Origin of the sequence: Pseudomonas sp. ADPe (assembly GCF_014843515.1) — a bacterium.
Lineage (GTDB): Bacteria > Pseudomonadota > Gammaproteobacteria > Pseudomonadales > Pseudomonadaceae > Pseudomonas > Pseudomonas citronellolis.
This window is the reverse complement of sequence record NZ_CP062122.1, coordinates 4,794,088-4,816,250: the sequence shown is the minus strand read 5'-3', so window position 1 is coordinate 4,816,250 and position 22,163 is coordinate 4,794,088. Positions and strand designations below refer to the sequence as shown.

Here is a 22,163-nt window from a genome sequence, read left to right as displayed (position 1 = left end):
TAGGAGCGCGCCCTGCGCGCGAAATCGCGGGCAGGGCCCGCTCCTACATTGGCATGGCGGATAGCCGCAAGGGATGCACGGTCGTAGGAGCGGACCTTGTCCGCGATAGCCGGACCCACCGGCGCGGTTCGCGGATGAGATCCGCTCCTACGCTGCCCCACCCGCGCCATTCCCATGGGGGATTCACCCCGCCGCCCGCGCCTCGTCCTCTTCGCGCTGGGCGAGGAACTCCAGCATCTTCTGGCTGCCGTCGGTGAGGTCGGCGCAGATGGCCGCGCGGGCTGCCGCGCCATCGCCTTTCTGCAGCGCATGCAGCACTTCCCAGTGGTGTTCCACCGCCATGCGTTCGTTGAAGCTGCCGTAGGTCCGCGCGATCAGCGGCCCGGTGCGCATCCACAGGCTGTCGAGGAAGCCCCTGAGCAGCGGCATGCCGGCGATCTCGGCGAGGGCGAAGTGGAAGGCCTGGTTGAGCTTGAGCGCCGCCACCAGGTCGTCGGCATGGATGGCCGCGAGGTTGTCGCGGATGTTCTTCTCCAGCATCGCCAGTTGCGCGGGCGTGACGCGGCCGGCCGCGGTCTCGGCGGCCAGGCCCTCCAGGGCCACGCGGATGCTGCGGATTTCCAGGTACTGCTCGCGGCTCAGCACCGGCACGCGGATGTCCCTTGGCGTGCGCAGCACCAGGGCCTGCTCCTTGGCCAGTTGCAGGATGGCGTCGCGCACCGGCGTCACGCTGGTGCCCAGTTGCTGCGCCAGGTCGCGGATGCGCAGGCGGTCGTCGGGCTGGAAGCGTCCGGTGATCAGCGCCTCGCGCAGCAACGCGTAGACGCCGCTGCCCAGGTAGGCGTGGTTGAGGCCGTCGATGGGATAGTTCATGGGCTCCTCGTGCTATTCCGGGCGCGATGATGCGGCGGTCGCCGGCGAATTGCCAGCCACCCGCTCAGACGTGCTGGCCGCCATTGACGTGGATTTCCGCGCCGTTCACGTACGAAGCCCCCTGAGTGCACAGGAAGTGGATCAGCGAGGCGACCTCCTCCGGCTTGCCCAGGCGGTGCATGGGGATGTCGCGCTCGACGATCAGTTCGGTGCCCGACGACAGGATCGAGGTATCGATTTCCCCCGGCGCAATGGCGTTCACCCGCACGCCGTGGCGGCCGAAGTCGTAGGCCATCTCGCGGGTCAGCGCCGCCAGCGCGGCCTTGGACGAGGCGTAGGCGACGCCGGCGAAGGGGTGCACCCGCGAGCCGGCGATGGAGGTGACGTTGATGATGCTGCCCTGGGCCGCCTTCAGCTCCTCGAACAGGCCGCGGGCCAGCAGCGCGGTGGAGAACAGGTTGACGTTGAACACCTTCAGCCAGGTGCCGTAGTCGCTCTCCAGCACGCCCATGCGCTGGCCTTCCGGGCCCTTGGGCGAAATGCCGGCGTTGTTCACCAGGGCGTCCAGGCGACCGCCGAGCTTCTCGCGGATGGCTGGCAGGGCGGCCTCGACGCTGGCGATGTCCTCGAGGTCCAGGTGGATGTGGTTGAGCAGCCCCTCGGCCCAGGGGCATTCGGCCACCCAGTCCTGGCGCGAGGCGGTGAACACGCGCCAGCCGGCGGCGTTGAAGTGCTTCACGGTGGCGTGGCCGATGCCGCGGCTGGCGCCGGTGAGCAGCAGGGTCCTGGGTTCGCTCATGTGCGTGTCCATCCATTCGGGCTTGCGGAGTGCGTTCGATGATGACGCAATCGACCGCCGAATAAAATATGATGCATCATATTTTCTTTATGCTTTAATGGCCGCCAGCCCCACAAGAACGACAAGCACGACAAGAACCGGAGCCCCCGCGCATGCCGCTGACCGCCCTCGCCCACGATCCCCTGCTGGAAGCCGCGCCCGCCCAGGTCACGCCGGACCAGGCCGCGGCCATCGCCCGCGACTGCTTCGGCCTGGAAGGCCCGCTGCAACGCCTGGCCGGGGAGCGCGACCTGAACTTCCAGATCGGCGCCCACGACAGCGCCAGCCGCCTGCTCAAGCTGTCCCACCCGCTGGAGGACCCGCAGGTGGTGGACTTCCACAACCGTGCCCTGCTGCGCGTCCAGCAGGCCGACCCGGACCTGCCGGTGCAGCGCGTCTATCCGGCCCTCGACGGCCAGTACCAGACCTGGGTGGAAGTGGACGGCCAGCACATGCTGGCGCGGCTGATGTCCTTCGTCGAAGGCCTGCCGCTGCACCGCGTGCCCCAGCGCTCGACGGCGCTGCGGCGCAACCTGGGCGAAGCCCTGGCGCGCCTGGACCTGGCCCTGCACGGCTACCAGCACCCGGCCTCCGGCCACGAACTGCTCTGGGACCTGCAGCACGCCCAGCGCCTGCGCCCGCTGCTGCGGCACATCGACGACGGCGAGCTGCGCGCCCTGGTCGAGCGCGCCCTGGACAACTTCGAGGAACACGCCCTGCCGCGCCTGCCGACGCTGCGCGCCCAGGTGATCCACAACGATCTCAACCCGCACAACGTGATAGTCGACGCCGCGCACCCCGAGCGGCTGCGCAACATCCTCGACTTCGGCGACATGGTCCATGCCCCGCTGGTCAACGACCTCGGCGTGGCCGCCGCCTACCAGCTGGGCAGCGAGGGCGACGTGCTGGCCCCGGCCCTGGAATTCATCGCCGCCTATCACGCGCGCAACCCGCTGCTGGAAGCCGAGCAGGACATCCTCTGCGACCTCATGGCCACCCGCCTGGTGCTCACCCTGGGCATCACCGCCTGGCGCGCCAGCCTGCACCCGGAGAACCGCGACTACATCCTGCGCAACGCCCGCCAGGCCCGCGCCAGCCTGCAGGGCCTGGCCGGGCTGTCCCGATCCGAGGCGCGCGAACGCATCGCCCGCGCCTGCCACGAGGAGTCCCCCGCATGACCATGACCAATGGCTACAGCCCGGCCGACGCCGAGCGCCTGAGCGACAAGGAACGCAGCCTGATCGAGCGCCGCGAGCGCCTGCTCGGCCCGGCCTACCGGCTGTTCTACGAGCGCCCGCTGCACACGGTGCGCGGCGAGGGCGTGTGGCTCTACGACGAGCAGGGCCGGCGCTACCTCGACGCCTACAACAACGTCGCCTCGGTCGGCCACTGCCACCCGCGGGTGGTCGAGGCCATCGCCCGCCAGGCGGCGCTGCTGAACACCCACACGCGCTACCTGCAGGAAGGCATCCTCGACTACGCCGAGGACCTGCTGTCCACCTTCCCTGCCGAACTCGGCCAGGTGATGTTCACCTGCACCGGCAGCGAGGCCAACGACCTGGCCCTGCGCATCGCCCGCCACCACACCGGCGGCAGCGGGGTGATCGTCACCCGCTTCGCCTACCACGGCGTCACCGGCGACATTTCCGAACTCTCGCCGGCATTGGGCAGCGGCATCACCCTGCCCGCCCACGCGCGCACCGTGCGCGCGCCGGACGCCTACCGCCTGGGCGCGGAGAACGTCGCCCGCCTGCTCGCCGAGGACGTGCGCGCCGCCATCGCCGAGCTGCGCGCCAACGGCATCGAGCCCGCCGCGCTGCTGGTGGATGGCATCTTCGCCAGCGACGGCGTGTTCGCAGGCCCCATCGGCGTCCTCGCCGAGGCGGTGGCCGTGGCCCGCAGCGAAGGCCTGCTCTACATCGCCGACGAAGTGCAGAGCGGCTTCGCCCGCACCGGCGAACGCATGTGGGGCTTCCAGCGCCACGGCGTGCAGCCGGACCTGGTCACCCTGGGCAAGCCCATGGGCAACGGCCAGCCCATCGCCGGCGTGGTGGCGCGCCCCGAGGTGCTGGAAAGCTTCGGCCGCAGCGTGCGCTACTTCAACACCTTCGGCGGCAACCCGGTGAGCTGCGCCGCCGGCCAGGCGGTGCTCGACGTGATCCGCGACGAAGGCCTGCAGCAACGCTCGGAACGGCTCGGCAACTACCTGCGCGAAGGCTTCCAGCGCCTGGCCCGGCGCCACGAACTGATCGGCGACGTGCGCGGCGCCGGGATGTTCCTCGGCGTGGAGCTGGTCGCCGACCGCGCCAGCAAGGCCCCGGCCGCCGCGCAGACGCGCCGGGTGGTCAACGCCATGCGCGAGCGCGGCGTGCTGATCAGCGCCGCCGGGCCGCAGGAGAACATCCTCAAGATCCGCCCGCTGCTGGCCTTCGAACAGGAACACGCCGACCTGCTGATCGATACCCTGGACGCCGCCCTGGCCGAAACCGCCGGCTGAGCGGGGTGCGCCGCTACAGGTGCACGCCCAGGTTGATCATCCCGGCCGAGTTGCCCAGCACCACGAACTCGCTGGCGAAGCGGCCGACCTGGGCGCCGACCGAGGGAATGACGGCCGGCGCCACGCCGTAGCGGTTGAGCGGGATCTTGTCGCGGTACTCGCCGCGGTAGCCCTGGATGACGCCGCCGGTAACCTTGAAGTAGAACGGCGAGTCGTCCAGGTCGAAACGCTTGCCGGCGTAGACGTAGTTGGAGCGCTGGCGGAACGAATTGCGGAAGGTCGCGCCGCCCCACACCCAGCCATCGTCGCGGTTGCGCTCGACACCGATCAGATCCTGGTGGTTGTTGTGTTGCGGGTCGTGGTTCCAGTGCCGGGTGAACACGCTGGTCTGCAGGTACCAGGAATCGCCCTCGCCGGCCCAGGCAGCGGGCGCCAGCAGCAACGCCGCCAGCAGGATCAGCGCCTTGTTCATGACTGTGCCTCCTGCACGGCGGCTCAGAGCGTCACGCGGCTGGCGCCGTTGACGCTCATGATGCGAACGCGGTCGCCAACGCGGAAGCGCTGGCCGGCATCCACAGCCTGGACGTAGGCGCGGGACATGCCGTCGTCCTCGCGGACCACGATTTCCACGCCCTGGGTACGCGTCAGGCCTTCTTCCAGCGCCGAGCCGGCGGCCCCACCGGCGACGCCGCCGAGGACGGTGGCGATGGCGGCGCCACGGCCACCCCCGATACCGCTGCCGGCGATACCGCCGACGGCGGCGCCGGCCAGGGTGCCGATCGGCGTCCTGGTGCCTTCGATCTGCACCGCGCGCAGGGATTCGATGGTGCCCATGCGCACGCTCTGCACCGCGCGGGCATCGGCGCGGGAATAGCTGCTGCCGGACAGGTTCGAGGCACAGCCGGACAGCACCAGGGCGCTGCCGACGAAGGCGGCGAGCAGCAGGGAGCGGGAGGCTTTCGGGGTCGGGGTTTTCATGCTCAGGTCCTCGCGGACGGTCACTAAGGGAATGGACAAAGCCTATTCCCTCGTCACTGAACACCCCCTGAACTCCAGCTGAACCCGCACTGAACGAAGCTGAACGAAGCCGGTTTCAGCCCTGCAATTGCAGCAGACGCTGGCGGGCGCGCTCGAACCAGGCCAGCAGGTAGTCCACCAGCAGTTGCGTGCGCCGCGGCAGCCCGCCCTGGTACGGGTGCACCAGGAACACCGGCGTGCTGCGCGTCTGGTAGTCGCGCAGCAGCCAGCACAGGCGCCCGTCGGCCAGTTCGTCCTGGAGCATGTAGGACGGCAGCCGGGCGATGCCGACGCCGGCCAGCGCCGCCTTCTTCAGCAGGGTGTAATGGTTGCTCGCCAGCACCCCGCCGACCTCCACGCGGAACAGCTCGTGCTGGCGCTGGTACAGCCACGGGCCAGGGCCCGGGTAGTGGGTGTTGAGCAGGCAGTTGTGCCCGGCCAGGTCCGCCGGCCGCTGCGGCTCGCCGTGGGCGGCGAGGTATGCCGGGGTGGCGCAGGTCAGCTCCTGCAGGGCGAACAGCGGATGCGCCACCAGGCGCTCGTCGCCGCCGATGCCGGAGCGGATCGCCAGGTCGAAGCCCTCGGCCACCAGGTCGCGGCGCTCGTTGGCCAGATCCAGCTCCAGGCGGATGCCCGGGTGGCTGCGGGAGAACTCCACCAGCCAGGCGTCGAAGAAGGTCTCGCCGAGGGACACCGGCACGCTCATGCGCACCGTGCCACGCGCCTCCTCCTGCAACCGCGCCACCGCCTGCCGCGCCCGCGCCGCCTGGGCGTTGAGCGCCTGGGCCTCGGGCAGCAGGGCCTGGCCGGCGGCGGTCAGCGCCAGGCTGCGCGTCGTGCGGTGCAGCAGGGTCACGCCCAGGGCCTGCTCCAGGGCGCTGATGCGCTTGGACAACTGCCCCTTGCTGCAGCCCAGGCGCTCGGCGGCGCGGGTGAAGCTGCCGCATTCCAGCAGCACGGCGAAAGCCGAGAGGTCTTCCAGTTCGCCCATGATTGTTTCCCCACGAAAACGCCAGGTTGCCGATTACCCCGGTTATCTCAACAAAATACGTCCCTAGACTGGCTCCGTCACCCACTCACTCCCGGAGTCAGCATGAAGATCATCCTCGTCGGCGCCAGCGGCACCCTCGGCCAGGCCGTGGCCAGCGAACTGGGCCAGCGCCATGAGATCGTCCGCGTCGGCCGCAGCAGCGGCGACCTGCGCGTGGACATCACCGACAGCGCCTCGATCCGCGCCCTGTTCGAGCAGGTGGGCCCCTTCGACGCCCTGGTCAGCGCCACCGGCAAGGTGCACTTCGCCCCGCTCGCCGAGATGGGCGAAGCCGAGTACGCCGTCGGCCTGAAGGACAAGCTGATGGGCCAGGTCAACCTGGTGCTGATCGGCAGCCGCTACGCCAACGACGGCGCATCCTTCACCCTGACCACCGGCATCCTCAGCGAGGAGCCGATCCGCCAGGGCAGCTCGGCGACCCTGGTCAACGCGGCAGTGGAAGGCTTCGTGCGCAGTGCCGCCATCGAACTGCCACGCGGGCAGCGGATCAATGCGGTGAGTCCGAATGTGCTGGTGGAGTCGATGGCGGGCTACGGGCCGTTCTTCCGCGGCTTCAAGCCGGTGCCGGCGGCGGACGCGGCGCTGGGGTTCGCGCGGAGCGTGGAAGGGGCGGAGACGGGGCGGGTCTACAAGGTTTGGTGAGTGGGGGGCGGGTGGCTACTTGCTACTTGTAGGAGCGAGGGGGACGCCTAGTTCTTGCTCGCGAACGAGGTTATCCGGCGACTTCGGTGCGCATCCTCAAGAGCGCCCTCTCCCTAACCCTCTCCCTGAAGGGAGAGGGGACCGTTGGGCAGACACGGATGTTCTGGAGTTAGCCGGTAACACCGAAAGCTACCGGCTGAAACCTGACCCTCTCTCAGCACGGACAAGCCCCCTCTCCCTTCAGGGAGAGGGTTGGGGAGAGGGGACGGCGTCAACCCCAAACACCGAAGCCACCGGATAACTCCGTTCGCGAGCAAGCTCGTTCCTACGAAAAGCCAACCCCCTCACTCCTTCTTCCCCGCATAACACACCGGCGAACTCCCCTCCCCCACCCTTTCCATCTCATCCTCCAGAAACTCCGCCAACACCCGCGCATTGTTGTGCTCGGTATCCTTCGCGCCATAGAGCAGCGTCAGCTCGCCCTTGCCGGCGATCCCCAGCAGCTTCCACCAGTGCTCCGGGTGCGCCGCCAGTTCGGCGTGGTAGGCGCGGCGGAATTCCTCGAACAGGCCGGGATCGTGGTGGAAGCGCTGGCGCAGCTCGGTGGACGGCGCCACGTCCTTGAGCCATTCGTCCATGTGCAGTTCTTCCTTGCTGATACCCCTGGGCCAGAGCCGGTCCACCAGGACCCGGTAGCCGTCCTCCGCGGCCGGGGCCTCGTAGGCGCGCTTGTAGCGAATCATCGGATGCCTCCTTTTGCGACTGTCCCTACCACTGTAGCCCTTGAGCAGGTGCCATTGGCTCGGTAACGTGGGCGCATTTTTCCGGGAGCCCTATCTCATGCGTCAAGCCCGCCTCTTCCTCTATGCCCTGCTGCCCCTGTTCGCCGCCTGCCAGGTGTGGAAGCCCGAGCCCACCCGCCTGGATGCGCCGACGCGAGTACAGGGCGAAGTCACCCGCGAGGATGGCGGCCTGGTGCTGCGGCCGTGCAACGAGCAGCGCCGCTTCAACCTGGTGGACGGCGCCGACAGCGCCGTGGCCCGCGAGTCCCGCGACCTGTTCGCCGACGGCGCCGGCAAGCTGTTCATCGACGCCCGCGGCGCCTATTCCGGCGGCCAGGCCAGCAACACCGACGGCAAGTTCGAGGTGCGCTCGCTGTACCGCCTGCAGAACGAGGGCCACGGCTGCGACGACCCCAACTTCAAACAGACCATCGTCCAGGCCGGCGGCAACGAGCCGGGCTGGAGCGTGATGGTCAACGCCCAGGGCCTGCTGCTGCAGCGCCCGGGGCAGCCGGACCAGGTGCTGCCCTACGTGGTGGAAAGCGTGCCCGGCGGCAGCAGCAGCTATTCCACCGAGGCCAACGGCGAGAAGCTGGAGCTGTGGGTGGCCCCGGCGCGCTGCGTCAACAGCATGAGCGGCGCGGTGAACAACCTCACCGCCGAGCTGCGCCTGGACGACAAGGTCATGCGCGGTTGCGCCTACCCCGGCGCCGCCTACCAGGAATAAGCCCGCCCCTCACAAGCCCAGCGCCGGCAGCGCCTCCGGCAGTGCGCTGCCCTGCTCCACGCAGGCGCGCACCGCGTCGATCAGCGGCTCCAGCTGGAAGCCCTGCTGGATCAACCACAGCGGGTCGTAGTAGCTGGTCGCATAACGTTCGCCGCCATCGCAGAGGATCGCCACGATCGAGCCGGATTCGCCGCGCGCGAGCATGCTCCGCGCCGCCAGCAGCGCGCCCACCAGGTTGGTCCCGCTGGAGCCGCCGACGCGCCGGCCCAGGCGCTGCGCCAGGTAGTGCATGGCCGCCAGCGACCAGGCGTCGGGCACCTTGACCATGGCGTCGAGCACCGCGGGCAGGAAGGACGCCTCCACCCGCGGCCGGCCGATGCCCTCGATGCGCGAGCCGCAGTCCAGGGTCAGGCTGCGGTCGCCGGTGCGGTAGGCATCGAAGAACACCGAGCGCTCGGCGTCGGCGCAGAGCACGCGGGTCTGGTGCCGGCGGTAGCGGGCGAAGCGCCCGAGGGTGGCCAGGGTGCCGCCGGTGCCGGGGCTGGAGACCAGCCAGGCCGGTTCGGGGAAACGCTCGTGGCGCAGCTGCTGGAAGATCGATTCGGCGATGTTGTTGTTCGCCCGCCAGTCGGTGGCGCGCTCGGCGTAGGTGAACTGGTCCATGAAGTGCCCGCCGCTCTCGCGGGCCAGGCGCTCGGATTCGGCGTAGATCTGCGTGGGGTCGTCCACCAGGTGGCTGCGGCCGCCGTAGAAGGCGATCTGGGCGATCTTCTCCTTCGAGGTGCTGGCCGGCACCACGGCGATGAAGGGCAGCCCCAGCAGGCGCGCGAAGTAGGCTTCGGAGATCGCCGTGGAGCCGCTGGAAGCCTCGATCACCGGCGCCCCCGGCTTCAGCCAGCCGTTGCACAGCGCATAGAGGAACAGCGAGCGCGCCAGGCGGTGCTTGAGGCTGCCGGTGGGGTGGCTGGACTCGTCCTTGAAGTACAGGTCGATGCCGGGCAGGCCCGGCGCCTCCAGGGGGATCAGGTGGGTGTCGGCGCTGCGCTGGAAGTCCGCCTCGATGATGCGGATGGCTTCGCGGGTCCAGTCACGGATGTCGATGGACATGGGGCGGTTCCTCGTTCGGTCAGTCGAGCACCCCGGCGGGCGCGGGCGTGGCGCTGCGCCACTGGCTGAGGGCGACGCCGGCGAACACCAGGCCGGCGGCCAGCAACTGCTGGCCGTTCAGGCGCTCGCCCAGCAGCAGCCAGGCGAACACCAGGGTGAACACCGGGATCAGGTTGATGAAGCCGGTGGCCTGGCTCGCCGGCAGCCGGCTGACGCCGAAGTTGTACAGGCCGTAGGCGCCGACGGTGACCACGCTGCCCAGGTAGACCAGGGCGAACAGCCCCTGGCCGCTGGGCGCCGGCGGCACGCCGGAGCCGACAGCCGCCAGCGGCAGGAAGAACACCGAGCCGATGAAGGCCTGCATGGCGGTCAGGATGAAGGGCGAGTAGCGCGCCGACAGGTGCTTGAGCAGCAGGGTGTAGCCGGTGGCGCAGACCATCGCCAGCAGCTCGAAGAAGTTGCCCAGCAGCGGCTGCGGCGCATGCTGGTCGGGCTCGCCGGCGAGGGTCAGCCAGAGCGCGCCGAGCACCGCCAGGGCGAAGCCGGCCCAGGTGTTGCGGGCGACGCGCTCGTGCAGCAGGAGGAAGGCGCCGACCGCCACCAGCAACGGCAGCAGCGCGGTGATCATCCCGGCCTGGGCGGCGCTGGTGTACTGCAGGGCGAAGGATTCGCAGACGAAGTACAGGCACGGCTCGCACACCGCCAGGCCCACCAGGTACTTCCAGTCGCCCGCCCGGTAGTCCATCCGCCCACGCCAGCGCCAGGCGGCGAGGAAGATCAGGCTGCCGATGGCCATGCGGGCGAAGATCACCCACATCGCCGGCCATTCGGCGAAGGCCAGTTTCAGCGCAATGAAGGAACTGCCCCACAGCGCCATGGCCAGGACCAGGCATGCCAGGGCGAAGGGCCGGGACTGCTGCACGGGACGCTCCAGGAAATGAATCCCCGCAGTATAGAAGCGCGCCGCGGGTGGCCGACAGGCACAGCGCCGGGGGAAAACTGTAATGGCCCGCGCCAGCGTCTCTCCCGCCCGTAGGCGCGGACTCCGTCCGCGATTTCGCGCGCAGGGCGCGCTCCTGCAGGGAATGGCGTGGGTGGGGCAGCGTAGGCGGATCTCATCCGCGAACCGCGCCGGAACCTCCGGCTATCGCGGACAAGGTCCGTTCCTACCCCCTCCGGCAAGCACGAGACCCGTAGGATGGTGTTGAGCGAAGCGATACCCATCAGCGCAACCGCATGGGTTTCGCCAAGGCTCAACCCATCCTACGAAGAGCACCCCGGCGCAGCCGGAAGCCCTACTCCCAAGGCTCCCCGCGGGTACGCGGGGTGCGCGGCAGGCGCGCCTGCATGGCGGCCTTGGCCAGCAGGTGGGCGCTGACCGGCGCGGTGATGAACAGGAACAGGGTGATCAGCACCTCGTGCAGGCTCACGCCGTTGCCGCTGGTGCTGAAGTACAGCAGCGAACCCAGCGCCACGCCGCCCACGCCGAGGGTCGAAGCCTTGGTCGGCGCGTGCAGGCGCGTGTAGAAGTCCGGCAGGCGGTACAGGCCCACGGCGCCGAGCAGGGCGAACAGGCTGCCGCCCAGCAACAGCACGCTGACGAGGATTTCCACGAACAGGTTCATTCGATGATGTCTCCACGCAGCAGGAACTTGCACAGCGCCACGGTGCTGACGAAGCCCATCACCGCGATCAGCAGCGCCGCCTCGAAGTACAGGCCGCTGCCGCTCCACAGGCCGTACAGCAGGATCAGCGCGATGGCCTCCACCGATAGGGTGTCCAGCGCCAGGATGCGGTCGGCCGCGCTCGGCCCGCGCACCAGGCGCGCCACCGTCAGCAGCAGGGCCAGGGCGATCAGCGCCAGGCACAGCGGGATCACGTAGGCGAGCATTCGAACACCTCCTTCAGCGGCGCCTCGTAGCGCGCCTTGATGTCCGCTACCAGGGCCTGCGGGTCGGGCACGTCCAGGCCGTGCACCAGCAGGCTGCGGCGGTCGGCGCTGAGGTCGGCGGAGACGGTGCCGGGGGTCAGGGTGATGACGCTGGCGAGGATGGCGATGGGCAAGTCCTCGCGCAGCTCCAGCGGCACCTCGACGAAGCCCGGCTGCAGCTTGCCGGTGGGCCCGAGCACCAGGCGCGCGACCTGCAGGTTGGCCACCACGATGTCGTACAGCACCAGGCCGATGAAGCGCAGCAGCAGGCCCGGGCGGCGGATGCGCAGCGGCGCCAGCAGCATGTCGCGGCACAGCAGCGGCAGCGCCAGGCCGAGCATGGCGCCGAGCAGCCAGTGGCCGAAGGAGAAGTCGTTGACCAGCAACACCCAGCCCAGCAGCAGGCACAGGCTGAGCAGCGGATGCGGCAGCAGGCGGCGGATCATGCGCCACCTCCGGCCAGGATCGCCCGGCGGTACAGGTCGACGTCCAGCAACTGCTCGGCGGTGGCCTGCAGGTAGCCCTGCAGCGGCTTGGCGAACAGCACCAGGAGCACGGCCGCAGCCAGCAGCGCCACCGCCGCCAGCAGGCGCAGCGGGTCACGCTCGGCGTTGCCGAGGACGCTGCGCCCGGTGTTCCAGAACAGCGTGCTGCCGGCGCGGCTGAGGGTCACGGTGACCAGCAGGCCGCTGCCCAGCACCACAGCCCACAGCGCCAGCGCCTCGCCGCCGCTGGCCGAACGCAGGATCAGCAGCTTGGCGAAGAAGCCGGAGAACGGCGGCAAGCCGGCCACCGCGATGGCGCCGACGAAGAACAGCGCGCCCAGCAGCTGCGGCTGCAGCAGCGCCGGGCCCTGCACCAGTTGCCCGGCCTTGTCGCCGCGCTGGCGGGCGATCAGGTCGGCGAGCAGGAACAACCCGCCCACCACCCAGGTGCTGTGCAGCAGGTAGAACAGCAGCGCCGCCAGGGATTGCGCGGAACCCAGCGCCAGCACCGCCAGCTGGGTGCCGGCGGAAACCACCACCAGGTACGCCAGCAGGCCCTGCAGACGGGTGGCCGCCAACGTCCCGAAGGTGCCGACCAGGATGCCGGCCAGGGCCAGCGGCCACAGCCAGGCCTGGGCCAGGTTGGCCAGCTCGCCGGCGTGGTCGCCGAAGATCAGCGTGTACACCCGCAGGATCGAGTAGATGCCCACCTTGGTCATGATCGAGAACAGCGCCGCCACCGGCGCGCTGGCTTCGGCATAGGCCCGCGGCAGCCAGAAGTACAGCGGCAGCAGCGCCGCCTTGAGGCCGAACACCACCAGCAACAGCAGCGCCGCGGCGCGCACCAGGGGCGCGTCGGCCGCGCCCAGCTGGGCTACGCGGACGGCCATGTCGGCCATGTTCAGGGTGCCGGTCACGCCATAGAGCGTGCCCACGGCGATCAGGAAGAACGCCGAGCCCACCAGGTTGAGCACCACGTAGTGCACCCCGGCGCGCACCCGTCCTGCCCCGCCGCCGTGCAGCAGCAGCGCGTAGGAGGCGATCAGCAGGATCTCGAAGAACACGAAGAGATTGAACAGGTCGCCGGTGAGGAAGGCGCCGTTGAGGCCCAGCAGCTGGAACTGGAACAGCGCGTGGAAATGCTTGCCGCGGCGGTCGTCGCCGCGCAGCGCGTACAGCAAGGCAAAGCTGGCCAGCACCGCGTTGGCCAGCAGCATCAGCGCGCTCAGGCGGTCGAGCACGAGGATGATGCCGAACGGCGGCTGCCAGTTGCCCAGGGCGTAGAACTGCACCTGGCCGCCGGCGGCCTGTTGCAGCAGCAACGCGGCGGTCGGCAGCAGCGCCAGGGTGGCCAGCAGCGAGATGCCCCGCGCGGCGCGCGAGGCGTGGCCGGCGAGCAGCAGCAGGCAGCCGGCGAACAGCGGCAGCAGGACTGGCGCAATCAGCAGGTGATTCATTCGCCGTCCTCCCGCGCCTTGCCGTCGACGTGGTCGTCACCGGTCTCGGCCAGGCCGCGCAGGGCCAGGACGATGACGAAGGCGGTCATGGCGAAGCCGATGACGATGGCGGTCAGCACCAGCGCCTGGGGGATGGGGTCCCCGGGGTTGGCGACCTGGCCCAGCACCGCCGGCTCGCCGGCCAGGCGGCCCATGGCGAAGAGGAACAGGTTCACCGCATAGGAGATCAGGGTCAGGCCCAGCACCACCGGGAAGGTGCGTGCCCGCAGCAGCAGGTACACGCCACTGGCGGTGAGCAGGCCGAGGGTGATGGCGAACAGCGCTTCCATCAGCGGGCCTCCTTGGCCGGCGCCGGCTGCGGCGGCGCGTTCAGTTCGCCGAGGCCGGCGAGGATCAGCAGGGTCGCGCCCACCACGGTGAGGTAGACGCCCAGGTCGAAGAGCATGGCCGTGGCCAGCTCGAACTCGCCCACCAGCGGCAGCTGGAAGTGGCCGAAGGACGAGGTCAGGAACGGATAGCCGAAGGCCCAGCTGCCCAGTCCGGTGAGGCCGGCGACGAACACGCCCAGCCCCGCCGTGCGCGAGTAGTTCAGCGGCAGGCGGGTACGCACCCAGCGGCTGCCGCAGGCGATGTACTGGAGGATCAGCGCCACCGCGGTGACCAGCCCGGCGATGAAGCCGCCGCCCGGCAGGTTGTGCCCGCGCAGGAAGATGAACACCGCCACCAGCAGGGCCAGCGGCAGCAGCAGCCGGGCCAGGGTGGCGAGGATCGGCGGGTGGACGTCGGCCGACCAGGCCAGGCCCTCGGCGTCGCGGGCGCGGCGCGGCAGGCGCAGGCCGTCGAGCAGGGCGAAGATGCCCACCGCGGCGATGGCCAGCACGCTGATCTCGCCCAGGGTGTCGAAGCCGCGGAAGTCGACCAGGATGACGTTCACCACGTTGTGCCCACCGCCGCCGGAAACGCTGTGCTGCAGGTAGTAGCCGGCGATGCTGTCGTAGGGCCGGCTGAACACCGCGTAGGCCAGCAGCGCCACCATCACGCCGCAGGCCAGCGCCACCAGGAAGTCGCGCAGGCCGCGCAGGCTGCTGCTTTCCTTCGGCGTGCGCTGCGGCAGGTAGTAGAGCGCGAGCATCAGCAGCACCATGGTCACCACTTCCACCGCCAGCTGCGTCAGCGCCAGGTCCGGCGCGGCGAAGCGGGCGAAGGCCAGGGCCACCAGCAGCCCGGCGATGCTCAGCAGCACCAGCGCCACCAGGCGCTGGCGGTGGAACACCACGGTCAGCGGCCCGGCCAGGGCCAGCAGCGCCAGGCACAGGGCGGTGACGGCATCGACCTCGACGAAGGCGCGGCTGCCGGCCAGCGCAGGCAGGCCCGCCAGGCCAGCGCAGACCACCACCACGGCCGCCAGCAGCAGCCAGAGCACGTAACGTTGCAGCGAGCCGTTCTCCAGCAACCCGGTGAGCCCACTGGAGAAGCGTACCAAGCGCTGCACCTGCGCCTCGAACACCGCCTTGGCATCCACCGCCGGCAGGCCGGCGAACCAGGCGAACAGCGGCCGCCGCTGCAGGTACAGGGCGATGCCGCCGACCAGGGCGATCAGGCTCATCGCCAGCGGCGCGTTGAAGCCGTGCCAGATCGCCAGGCTGTAGGCCGGCAGCGCGCCGTTCAGGCTCGCCGAGGCGGCCGCCGACAGCAGCGGCGCCACCGTCCAGGCCGGGGCCATGCCCACCAGCAGGCACAGGCCCACCAGCACCTCCACCGGCACCTTCATGTAGCGCGGCGGCTCGTGGGGCGTCTTCGGCAGGTCGACCGGCTCGCCGTTGAAGAACACGTCGTGGATGAAGCGCACCGAATAGGCCACCGAGAACAGCGTGGCCACGGTGGCGAGGGTCGGGATCAGCCAGTTGAAGGCGCCGGCCATGTTCTGCGAGAGGGTCTCGCCGAAGAACATCTCCTTGCTGAGGAAGCCGTTGAGCAGCGGCACCCCGGCCATGGACGCCGAGGCCACCATGGCCAGCACCGCGGTGTGCGGCATGTACTTCCACAGGCCGTTGATGCGGCGCATGTCGCGGCTGCCGGTCTCGTGGTCGATGATGCCGGCGGCCATGAACAGCGAGGCCTTGAAGGTGGCGTGGTTGATGATGTGGAAGATCGCCGCGACGTTGGCCATGGGCGAATCCAGGCCGAACAGCAGGGTGATCAGGCCCAGGTGGCTGATGGTCGAGTAGGCCAGCAGGCCCTTGAGGTCGTTCTGGAACAGCGCCAGGAAGGCGCCCAGCAGCAGCGTCGCCAGGCCGGTCAGGCCGACCAGGTAGAACCACAGGTCGTTGCCGGCCAGCGCCGGGTACAGGCGCGCCAGCAGGAACACGCCGGCTTTCACCATGGTCGCCGAGTGCAGGTAGGCCGACACCGGCGTGGGCGCCGCCATGGCGTGGGGCAGCCAGAAGTGGAAGGGGAACTGCGCCGACTTGGTGAACACGCCCAGCAGCACCAGCACCAGGATCAGCGGGAACAGCGCGCTGGCCTGCAGCACCTGGCGCGCGGCGAGCACGTCGCTCAGCTCGAAGCTGCCCACCACCTGGCCGATCAGCAGGATGCCGGCGAGCAGCGCCAGGCCCCCGCCGCCGGTGACCGCCAGGGCCATGCGCGCGCCGCGGCGGGCGTCGGAGCGGTGGCTCCAGAAGCCGATGAGCAGGAACGACGACAGGCTGGTGAGCTCCCAGAACACCAGCATCAGCAGCAGGTTCTCGCTGAGCACCACGCCGAGCATGGAGCCCATGAACAGCAGCAGGAAGCCGTAGAAGCGCCCGGTGGGCTCGCGCTCGGAGAGGTAGTAGCGGGCGTAGAGGATCACCAGCAGGCCGATGCCGAGGATCAGCAGGGCGAACAGGAAGCCCAGGCCGTCCAGGCGCAGGCTGAGGTTCAGGCCCAGCTCCGGCAGCCAGTCGTAGCGCGCCAGCAGGCGCTCGCCGCCGAGCACGCCGCGTTGGCCGAACAGAATCCCCAGGCCCAGCAAGGGCGCGACGGCCGCCGCCGCGGCGCAGGCGTTGCGGCCCAGGCGCTCGAACAGCGCAGGCAGGCAACAGCCCAGGAAAGGCAGCGCGATCAACAGCGCCAGCATCATCACCTTCTCCTTAATCCTTCAGACATGGCTGACTTACCAGGAAAGCCATGGAACCGGGCGATTATCCATATCTATCGAATGCGCGTCTTGGATAGAACTATTACGAAAGGCTGGGCGCGGGAAAAAGCGCTACCCGGAAACGATAGCGCGCGACACCGGAAACCGGTGTCGCGCGCCAGGAACCGCCGCCCGGGTGGGCGGAGCGGGCCGATCAGTGGGAAACGCGGCTGGTGCCGTTGACGGTCAGGATGCGCACGCGCTCGCCGACGCGGAAGATGGCGCCCTGGTCGACTTCCTGCACGTAGGCGCGGGAGCTGCCGTCGTCTTCGCGGACGGTGATCTCCACGCCCTGGGTGCGCGTCAGGCCCTCTTCGGTGGCCGCGCCCAGCAGGCCGCCGGCCACGGCGCCGATGATGGCGGTCACGTAGCTGCCCTTGCCGCCACCGATGGCGCTGCCGCCGATGCCGCCCACGGCGGCGCCCGCCGCGGCGCCGATCGGCGTCTTGGTGCCCTCGATCTTCACCGGACGCAGGGCTTCGATGGTGCCCCAGCGCACGTTCTGCACGGTGCGGGCCTCGTCACGGCTGTAGGTGTCGCCGGTCAGGCTGGACTGGCAGCCGCCGAGGGCCAGGGCCACTGCAGTGAAACCGGCGAGCAGGAAGGCGGATTTACGCATACGGGAACCTCCGGATAGATATGTGAATATTAGACTCTGCCGCGCCACTTGCTGTCACGCCGGCCAGGTCAAAGTTTTCGTTCGATTCAGCCGCCGTACAGCTTCGTCCTACAGCTGCGGCAAAAGCGCGCGTTCATTCCCCCATCCCGCCTGGGGTAAGGTCAGCATCCCCACGAGGAAGGCCCATGGACTACTTCATCATCGTCGTCACCACCGCCGCCGGCCTGTACTTCCACTGGTGGCTGTTCGTGCGCATCCGCCGCTGGATGGACCGCGACCTGGCGCTGTCGCTGGCCGGCGACGACCCGCACAAGCGCGAGTACCTGCTGCAGTGCCTGCAACTGGCCCGCGACGAAGGCGTGTCGCGCAGCCAGCTGCCGGCCTGGCTACAGCGCGCCGCCGACGACTACCGCGCCGGCTGAGCCAGGCTCCACAGCCGCGCCAGCTCCTCGGCGCGCGCCTCCAGTTCACCCGCGGCGCCGGCCATGGCCTCGGCCAGGCTGATCGGCCCCGGGACCAGGCTGAAGGCCGCGGCGATGCCCGCCTCGTGCAGGCGGCCATAGCCCTTGCCCAGGCTGCCGGCCAGGGCGATCAACGGAACCCCTGCCTCCCGTGCCAGCCGAGCCACGCCGATGGGCGTCTTGCCGTGCAGGCTCTGCTCGTCCAGGCGGCCCTCGCCGGTGATCGCCAGGTCCGCGCCCTGCAGCGCCTCGGCCAGGCCGGAAACCTCGGCCACCAACTCCACGCCCGGGCGGAAGCGCGCCCTGAGGAAGGCCCGCGCGGCGAAGCCCAGGCCACCCGCCGCGCCCACACCGGGGAACAGGCTGTGATCCTGGCCGAGGGTGCGCGCGGCGACTTCGGCGTAGCGCGCCAACGCGGCATCGAGCTGGCGGACCTGCTCGGGGCTGGCGCCCTTCTGCGGGCCGAATACCGCCGAGGCGCCGTGTTCGCCGCACAGCGGATTGTTCACGTCGGCGGCGACTTCCACTTCGACCCCGGCCAGGCGCGGGTCCAGGCCCGCCAGGTCGATCGCATGCAACCCGGCCAGCGCCGCGCCGCCGTCGCCCAGGGGCTCGCCGCGTTCGTCGAGGAAGCACACCCCCAGGGCCTGCAGCAGGCCCATGCCACCGTCGTTGGTGGCGCTGCCGCCGAGCCCGAGGATGATCTTGCGCGCGCCGGCCTCCAGCGCCGCGCGAATCAGCTCGCCGGTGCCGTAGCTGGTGGTGCGGGTGGCGTCGCGCTGCTGCGGGGCGACCCAGTGCAGACCGCTGGCGGCGGCCATCTCGATCACCGCGGCGCCCTCCTCCAGCCAGCCCCAGTGGGCCTGTACCGGCGCGCCCAACGGCCCGCGCACCGCACATTCGCGGCGCTCGCCGCCGGTGGCCGCCAGCACCGCATCCACGGTGCCCTCGCCGCCATCGGCCATGGGCCGCAGCAATATCTCGTCGAGCGGCCGCGCCCGCGACCAGCCCCGCGCGATGGCGGCGGCGACCTCGGGGGCGGACAGGCTTTCCTTGAAGGAATCGGGGGCGATGACGAGTTTCATGGGCGGGTCCGTGGGCAAGGCGAGAGGAGGAATCCTACACCGCATTACCCAGGGTTTCCCCGTAGGGCGCATAACGCCTACGACGTTATCCGCCGTTTGACCTTGGCCGTATCCCACTCGGACTCATGCCGGAGCGCTCTTCGTAGGATCGAGGGGGACGCCTAGTTCTTGCTCGCGAATGAGCCCCGCAGCGGAGTCTGTTCGCGAGCAAGCTCGCTCCTACGAGAAGCCGTGCCCGCCGGGCCCTGCCCGCGAATCGCGCGCAGGGCGCGCTCCTACATGGAAGGGCGCGGAGCTTTGTACGAGCCGCCGTAGGATGGCGTTGAGCGAAGCGATACCCATCACCATGACCGCATGGGTTTCGCAAGCTCAACCCATCCTACGAAAAGCACCGTGCGGGATCAGGGCGCTAGGCGCTCGCGCTGCCAGGCGCCGTCCACCAGGCGGTAGTTCAGGCGGTCGTGCAGGCGGCTCGGGCGGCCCTGCCAGAATTCGATGCGCTGCGGCAGCAGGCGGTAACCGCCCCAGTGGTCAGGGCAGTGCGGGGCGACGTCCATGAAGCGCTTCTCGGTTTCCGCCAGCATCCGCTCCAGTTCCTCGCGGCTGCCGATCACCCGGCTCTGCGGCGAGGCCCAGGCGCCCAGGCGGCTGCCCAGCGGGCGCACGCGGTAGTAGGCGTCGGATTCTTCCGGCGAGACCTTCTCCACCCGGCCTTCGATGCGCACCTGGCGCTCCAGCGCCGGCCAGAAGAAGGTCATGGCCGCGCGCGGGTTGGCCGCCAGTTGGTCGCCCTTGGCGCTGTCGTAGTTGCTGAAGAAGGTGAAGCCGCGGTCATCCAGCCCCTTGAGCAGGAGCACCCGGCAGTGCGGCTGGCCGTCGGCGTCCACCGTGGCCAGGGTCATGGCGTTGGGTTCGACCGGCAACTGCTCGGTCTTCACCGCGTCCTCGAACCATTGCTGGAACAGGACGAAGGGCTCGGCGGGCGCCTGGGCCTCGTTGAGTCCGTCCCGGGTGTATTCGCGGCGCATGTCGGCCAGGGTCTGGGCCATCGTCGTCTCCTCGAAAAAGCCAGTGCATTAGCTTAACCAGTGGTAGCCGAGATTGCTTGACCGGCGACAAGCGCCGCGCTGCTTCAGTTGCTCTGGGCGAGGGCCAGCAGGCCGCCACGCGGGGTCAGCATGACTTCGACGCGGCGGTTCTTGGCGCGGCCGGCCTTGGTCTTGTCGTCGGCGATCGGTTGCGCGTCACCCACGCCCTTGTAGCGCAGGCGGTCGTTGCCCAGGCCGCTCAGGCGGAAGATCGCGGCGATGGCCACGGCGCGCTGCTGGCTGACCTTGTCGTTGGCCGCCTTGTCGCCGCTGCTGTCGCTGTGGCCGAGGATGAACACGCCGGCCTGCGGGTCCTTCTCGACGATCTTGGCGACGTTGGCCAGCGGCGCCAGGGTGATCGGCAGCAGCAGTTCCTGGCGCTTGGGATTGAAGGAGCCGTCCACCGGCGCGGTCAGCACCAGGGCGTTGTCGCGGCGCTCGACGCTGAACTTGCTGCCGGCCACGGCGGCGCGCACGGCGGCTTCGTGCTGGTCCAGCCAGGCCTTGGTGTCCTGGGCGCTGGGCGCGGCCACCGGGTTTTCCGCCTTGGCCTGGGCCGAGGCGGAATCGCCGAAGGGCCACCACCAGTGGCCGCCGGCGGACTTGTCGGTGGCCGCGTCCACCTGGGCCACCACCGGCTTGGGCACCTGGGCGGGGGCCTTGGCCTCGGCCTGGGCGCTGGCTGCGCTGTTACCGAACGGCCACCACCAGTGGCTGCCGCCGTCGGCCTTGGCCTGGCTGGGCGCCGGCGCGGCGGCGTCCTGGGACTGGAAGTGGCTGCAGGCACCGAGGGTGACGCAGAGGGTCAGGGTGGAAAGCTTGAGCAGTCTCATGGGCGGAATTCCATTGGACGGTCTTGGGCAACAGGGACGGACACAAGTTAATGTCGCGAATCAAGATTCGAACATAACTTACTAAGGGAAATGGGTATTTTGCTCTTCAACTGACGAGCGGTGGAACCCCGGCCGTAGCAGCGGGGGAAAAACCGCGACGAAACCCGGCGCGGTTTCCCCATGAAGTCGCCATTCGAGCGGAGCCGCGGCGGAAGGTTCCGCCGCTTCGTCGGCCGGGCGCTGCGCGGCGTCTGGCCCGGGCTCCTACAGGCAGTCGCCGGCAATGCGCGCCAGCTTCTGCGCGCGCGGGTCCATCAGCACGTAGGGGCCGAGGGTGTTGGTGACGAAGCCGAAGGCCAGGCTGCGCTCGGGGTCGGCGAAGCCCACCGAGCCACCGGCGCCGGGGTGGCCGAAGGCCTGCGGGCCGAGGCCGTAGGTGGCGTTGGCCAGTTCCGGCTGGTCGAGCATGCAGCCCAGGCCGAAGCGGGTGCCGGTGAGCAGGGTGCGGTCCTCGCCGCGGGCGTGTTCGCAGGTCAGCTCGGCGAGCAGCGCGGCATCCAGCAGCTTGCCCTGCAGCAGGCCGTCGTAGAAACCGGCCAGGGCGCGGGCATTGCCGTGGCCGTTGGCGGCCGGCTGCTGCATGCGCCGCCACTCGGGCTTGTTGGTGCTGGTGAGGATCGACGGCGGGTTGGTGAAGGCGCGGGTAGTCAGCGCGTTCGGCTCGCTCATCATTGTGCGCAGCAGGCGCTGCGCCGCGGCGTCGCCGAGGTTGCCCTTGGCCCGGGCGACGTGCGCCACGCGCGGGAACTCGGCGTCGTCCAGGCCGATGTGGAAGTCCAGGCCCAGGGGCCTGGCGGTGCGCTCGACGATGGCGGTGCCGGGCTCGCGGCCATCCACCCGGCGGATCACCTCGCCGATCAGCCAGCCGTAGGTGATGGGCGCGTAGCCGTGCTCGCTGTCCGGCGTCCACCAGGGCGTTTCGGCGGCCAGCGCGGCGGTCATCGCCTGCCAGTCGTACAGCGCCTCGGCGGGCAGCATCTCGTGCAGCGCCGGCAGCCCGGCGCGGTGGCAGAGCAACTGGCGCACGGTGATGGCCTGCTTGCCGGCGGCGGCGAACTCCGGCCAGTAGCGCGCCACCGGGGCGTCCAGTTCCAGGCGGCCCTCGCCCACCAGTTGCAGGGCGGCCACCGCGGCGAAGGTCTTGGTGCAGGAGAACAGGTTGAGGATGGTGTCGGCCTGCCAGGCCTGGCCTTCGTCCTTGCCGGCGTTGCCGGCCCAGAGGTCCACCAGGGTCTCGCCGCCGACCTGGATGCACAGCGCGGCGCCTCGCTCCTGCGGGTCCTCGAAGAGCGCGGCGAAGGCGTCGGCTACGGGGGTGAAGCGGCTGTCGCAATGGCCTTGCAGGGTCATGGGGCACTCCGGGCTGTGGGCGAAAGACGCATTCTTCCAGCCCCCTGCCGGCTTGTGAACCCGACCAGGGTAGGGCCGCG

24 protein-coding genes are annotated in these 22,163 nt (G+C 69.9%); 5 read left to right on the top strand and 19 right to left on the bottom strand.

Annotated features, from left to right (window positions below):
* Positions 1-183: 183 nt before the first annotated feature.
* Both IG194_RS21910 and IG194_RS21905 read right to left on the bottom strand, forming a co-directional pair.
* Positions 184-873 (bottom strand): GntR family transcriptional regulator, encoded by a 690-nt coding sequence (locus IG194_RS21910; protein ID WP_058488741.1) that lies wholly within the window; start codon positions 871-873, stop codon positions 184-186.
* A 64-nt stretch (positions 874-937) separates the two neighbouring features.
* Positions 938-1,672: an SDR family NAD(P)-dependent oxidoreductase gene (locus IG194_RS21905; protein ID WP_009620642.1), complete on the bottom strand. Its 735-nt coding sequence runs from the start codon at positions 1,670-1,672 to the stop codon at positions 938-940.
* Positions 1,673-1,824: 152 nt separating this feature from the next.
* Here IG194_RS21905 and IG194_RS21900 point away from each other — a divergent pair, with 152 nt between their 5' ends.
* Together IG194_RS21900 and IG194_RS21895 are read left to right on the top strand one after the other, a co-directional pair.
* Complete coding sequence (locus tag IG194_RS21900) at positions 1,825-2,889, top strand: phosphotransferase (RefSeq protein WP_058488740.1); 1,065 nt, start codon at positions 1,825-1,827, stop codon at positions 2,887-2,889.
* A complete protein-coding gene (locus tag IG194_RS21895) occupies positions 2,886-4,208 on the top strand; it encodes an aspartate aminotransferase family protein (protein ID WP_058488739.1) in 1,323 nt (440 codons plus the stop codon). The genes IG194_RS21900 and IG194_RS21895 overlap by 4 nt, the downstream gene beginning before the upstream one ends.
* Positions 4,209-4,221: 13 nt before the next feature.
* Here the strand turns inward: IG194_RS21895 and IG194_RS21890 are convergent, their stop codons facing one another.
* The 3 genes from IG194_RS21890 to IG194_RS21880 form a co-directional block, all read right to left on the bottom strand.
* On the bottom strand, positions 4,222-4,680 hold the full coding sequence (locus tag IG194_RS21890; protein ID WP_058488738.1) for a hypothetical protein: 459 nt from the start codon (positions 4,678-4,680) through the stop codon (positions 4,222-4,224).
* 23 nt (positions 4,681-4,703) lie between these two features.
* Entirely contained in the window at positions 4,704-5,186 is a 483-nt protein-coding gene (locus IG194_RS21885; protein WP_058070179.1) for a glycine zipper 2TM domain-containing protein, read from the bottom strand.
* A 115-nt stretch (positions 5,187-5,301) separates the two neighbouring features.
* Positions 5,302-6,216 (bottom strand): LysR family transcriptional regulator, encoded by a 915-nt coding sequence (locus IG194_RS21880; RefSeq protein WP_058488737.1) that lies wholly within the window; start codon positions 6,214-6,216, stop codon positions 5,302-5,304.
* Between the two features lie 102 nt (positions 6,217-6,318).
* Here IG194_RS21880 and IG194_RS21875 point away from each other — a divergent pair, with 102 nt between their 5' ends.
* Positions 6,319-6,918, top strand: a complete 600-nt coding sequence (locus IG194_RS21875) for a short chain dehydrogenase (RefSeq protein WP_058488736.1) — start codon at positions 6,319-6,321, stop codon at positions 6,916-6,918.
* 344 nt (positions 6,919-7,262) lie between these two features.
* On the opposite strand, the gene IG194_RS21870 is transcribed toward IG194_RS21875, so the two are convergent.
* Positions 7,263-7,661, bottom strand: coding sequence for a DUF488 domain-containing protein (locus tag IG194_RS21870; protein WP_043272526.1), 399 nt, complete (start codon positions 7,659-7,661; stop codon positions 7,263-7,265).
* 97 nt (positions 7,662-7,758) lie between these two features.
* Between IG194_RS21870 and IG194_RS21865 the strand changes: the two genes are divergently transcribed.
* Complete coding sequence (locus tag IG194_RS21865) at positions 7,759-8,427, top strand: COG3650 family protein (RefSeq protein ID WP_058488735.1); 669 nt, start codon at positions 7,759-7,761, stop codon at positions 8,425-8,427.
* 9 nt (positions 8,428-8,436) lie between these two features.
* Here IG194_RS21865 and IG194_RS21860 read toward each other — a convergent pair whose 3' ends face one another.
* The 9 genes from IG194_RS21860 to IG194_RS21820 form a co-directional block, all read right to left on the bottom strand.
* Positions 8,437-9,534 carry a PLP-dependent cysteine synthase family protein gene (locus IG194_RS21860; RefSeq protein ID WP_009620656.1) on the bottom strand — a complete coding sequence of 366 codons (1,098 nt, stop codon included), beginning with the start codon at positions 9,532-9,534 and terminating at the stop codon, positions 8,437-8,439.
* Positions 9,535-9,553: 19 nt separating this feature from the next.
* Positions 9,554-10,456 carry a DMT family transporter gene (locus IG194_RS21855; RefSeq protein ID WP_058488734.1) on the bottom strand — a complete coding sequence of 301 codons (903 nt, stop codon included), beginning with the start codon at positions 10,454-10,456 and terminating at the stop codon, positions 9,554-9,556.
* A gap of 373 nt (positions 10,457-10,829) precedes the next feature.
* A complete protein-coding gene (locus IG194_RS21850; protein ID WP_058488733.1) occupies positions 10,830-11,159 on the bottom strand; it encodes a Na+/H+ antiporter subunit G in 330 nt (109 codons plus the stop codon).
* Entirely contained in the window at positions 11,156-11,425 is a 270-nt protein-coding gene (locus IG194_RS21845) for a K+/H+ antiporter subunit F (protein ID WP_043272521.1), read from the bottom strand. Before IG194_RS21845 ends, IG194_RS21850 begins: the two co-directional genes overlap by 4 nt.
* Positions 11,410-11,910, bottom strand: a complete 501-nt coding sequence (locus tag IG194_RS21840; protein ID WP_058488732.1) for a Na+/H+ antiporter subunit E — start codon at positions 11,908-11,910, stop codon at positions 11,410-11,412. The genes IG194_RS21845 and IG194_RS21840 overlap by 16 nt, the downstream gene beginning before the upstream one ends.
* Positions 11,907-13,406, bottom strand: a complete 1,500-nt coding sequence (locus tag IG194_RS21835; RefSeq protein WP_058488731.1) for a monovalent cation/H+ antiporter subunit D — start codon at positions 13,404-13,406, stop codon at positions 11,907-11,909. Before IG194_RS21835 ends, IG194_RS21840 begins: the two co-directional genes overlap by 4 nt.
* Entirely contained in the window at positions 13,403-13,735 is a 333-nt protein-coding gene (locus IG194_RS21830) for a Na+/H+ antiporter subunit C (protein ID WP_009620662.1), read from the bottom strand. The genes IG194_RS21835 and IG194_RS21830 overlap by 4 nt, the downstream gene beginning before the upstream one ends.
* Complete coding sequence (locus tag IG194_RS21825) at positions 13,735-16,530, bottom strand: monovalent cation/H+ antiporter subunit A (RefSeq protein WP_058488730.1); 2,796 nt, start codon at positions 16,528-16,530, stop codon at positions 13,735-13,737. Before IG194_RS21825 ends, IG194_RS21830 begins: the two co-directional genes overlap by 1 nt.
* 211 nt (positions 16,531-16,741) lie before the next feature.
* A complete protein-coding gene (locus IG194_RS21820; RefSeq protein WP_009620666.1) occupies positions 16,742-17,206 on the bottom strand; it encodes a glycine zipper 2TM domain-containing protein in 465 nt (154 codons plus the stop codon).
* Positions 17,207-17,391: 185 nt separating this feature from the next.
* Here IG194_RS21820 and IG194_RS21815 point away from each other — a divergent pair, with 185 nt between their 5' ends.
* Positions 17,392-17,628, top strand: coding sequence for a hypothetical protein (locus IG194_RS21815; protein ID WP_058488729.1), 237 nt, complete (start codon positions 17,392-17,394; stop codon positions 17,626-17,628).
* Here the strand turns inward: IG194_RS21815 and IG194_RS21810 are convergent.
* The 4 genes from IG194_RS21810 to IG194_RS21795 form a co-directional block, all read right to left on the bottom strand.
* Complete coding sequence (locus IG194_RS21810) at positions 17,613-18,752, bottom strand: glycerate kinase (RefSeq protein WP_058488728.1); 1,140 nt, start codon at positions 18,750-18,752, stop codon at positions 17,613-17,615. The two genes, IG194_RS21815 and IG194_RS21810, sit on opposite strands and share 16 nt — an antisense overlap.
* A gap of 401 nt (positions 18,753-19,153) precedes the next feature.
* On the bottom strand, positions 19,154-19,801 hold the full coding sequence (pdxH, locus tag IG194_RS21805) for a pyridoxamine 5'-phosphate oxidase (protein WP_058488727.1): 648 nt from the start codon (positions 19,799-19,801) through the stop codon (positions 19,154-19,156).
* Positions 19,802-19,884: 83 nt separating this feature from the next.
* Entirely contained in the window at positions 19,885-20,673 is a 789-nt protein-coding gene (locus IG194_RS21800) for an OmpA family protein (RefSeq protein WP_058488726.1), read from the bottom strand.
* Positions 20,674-20,937: 264 nt separating this feature from the next.
* The gene (locus tag IG194_RS21795; protein WP_043314158.1) at positions 20,938-22,083 is read right to left on the bottom strand and encodes an EstA family serine hydrolase; all 1,146 of its coding nucleotides are present in this window, start codon (positions 22,081-22,083) and stop codon (positions 20,938-20,940) included.
* Between the last annotated feature and the right edge of the window lie 80 nt (positions 22,084-22,163).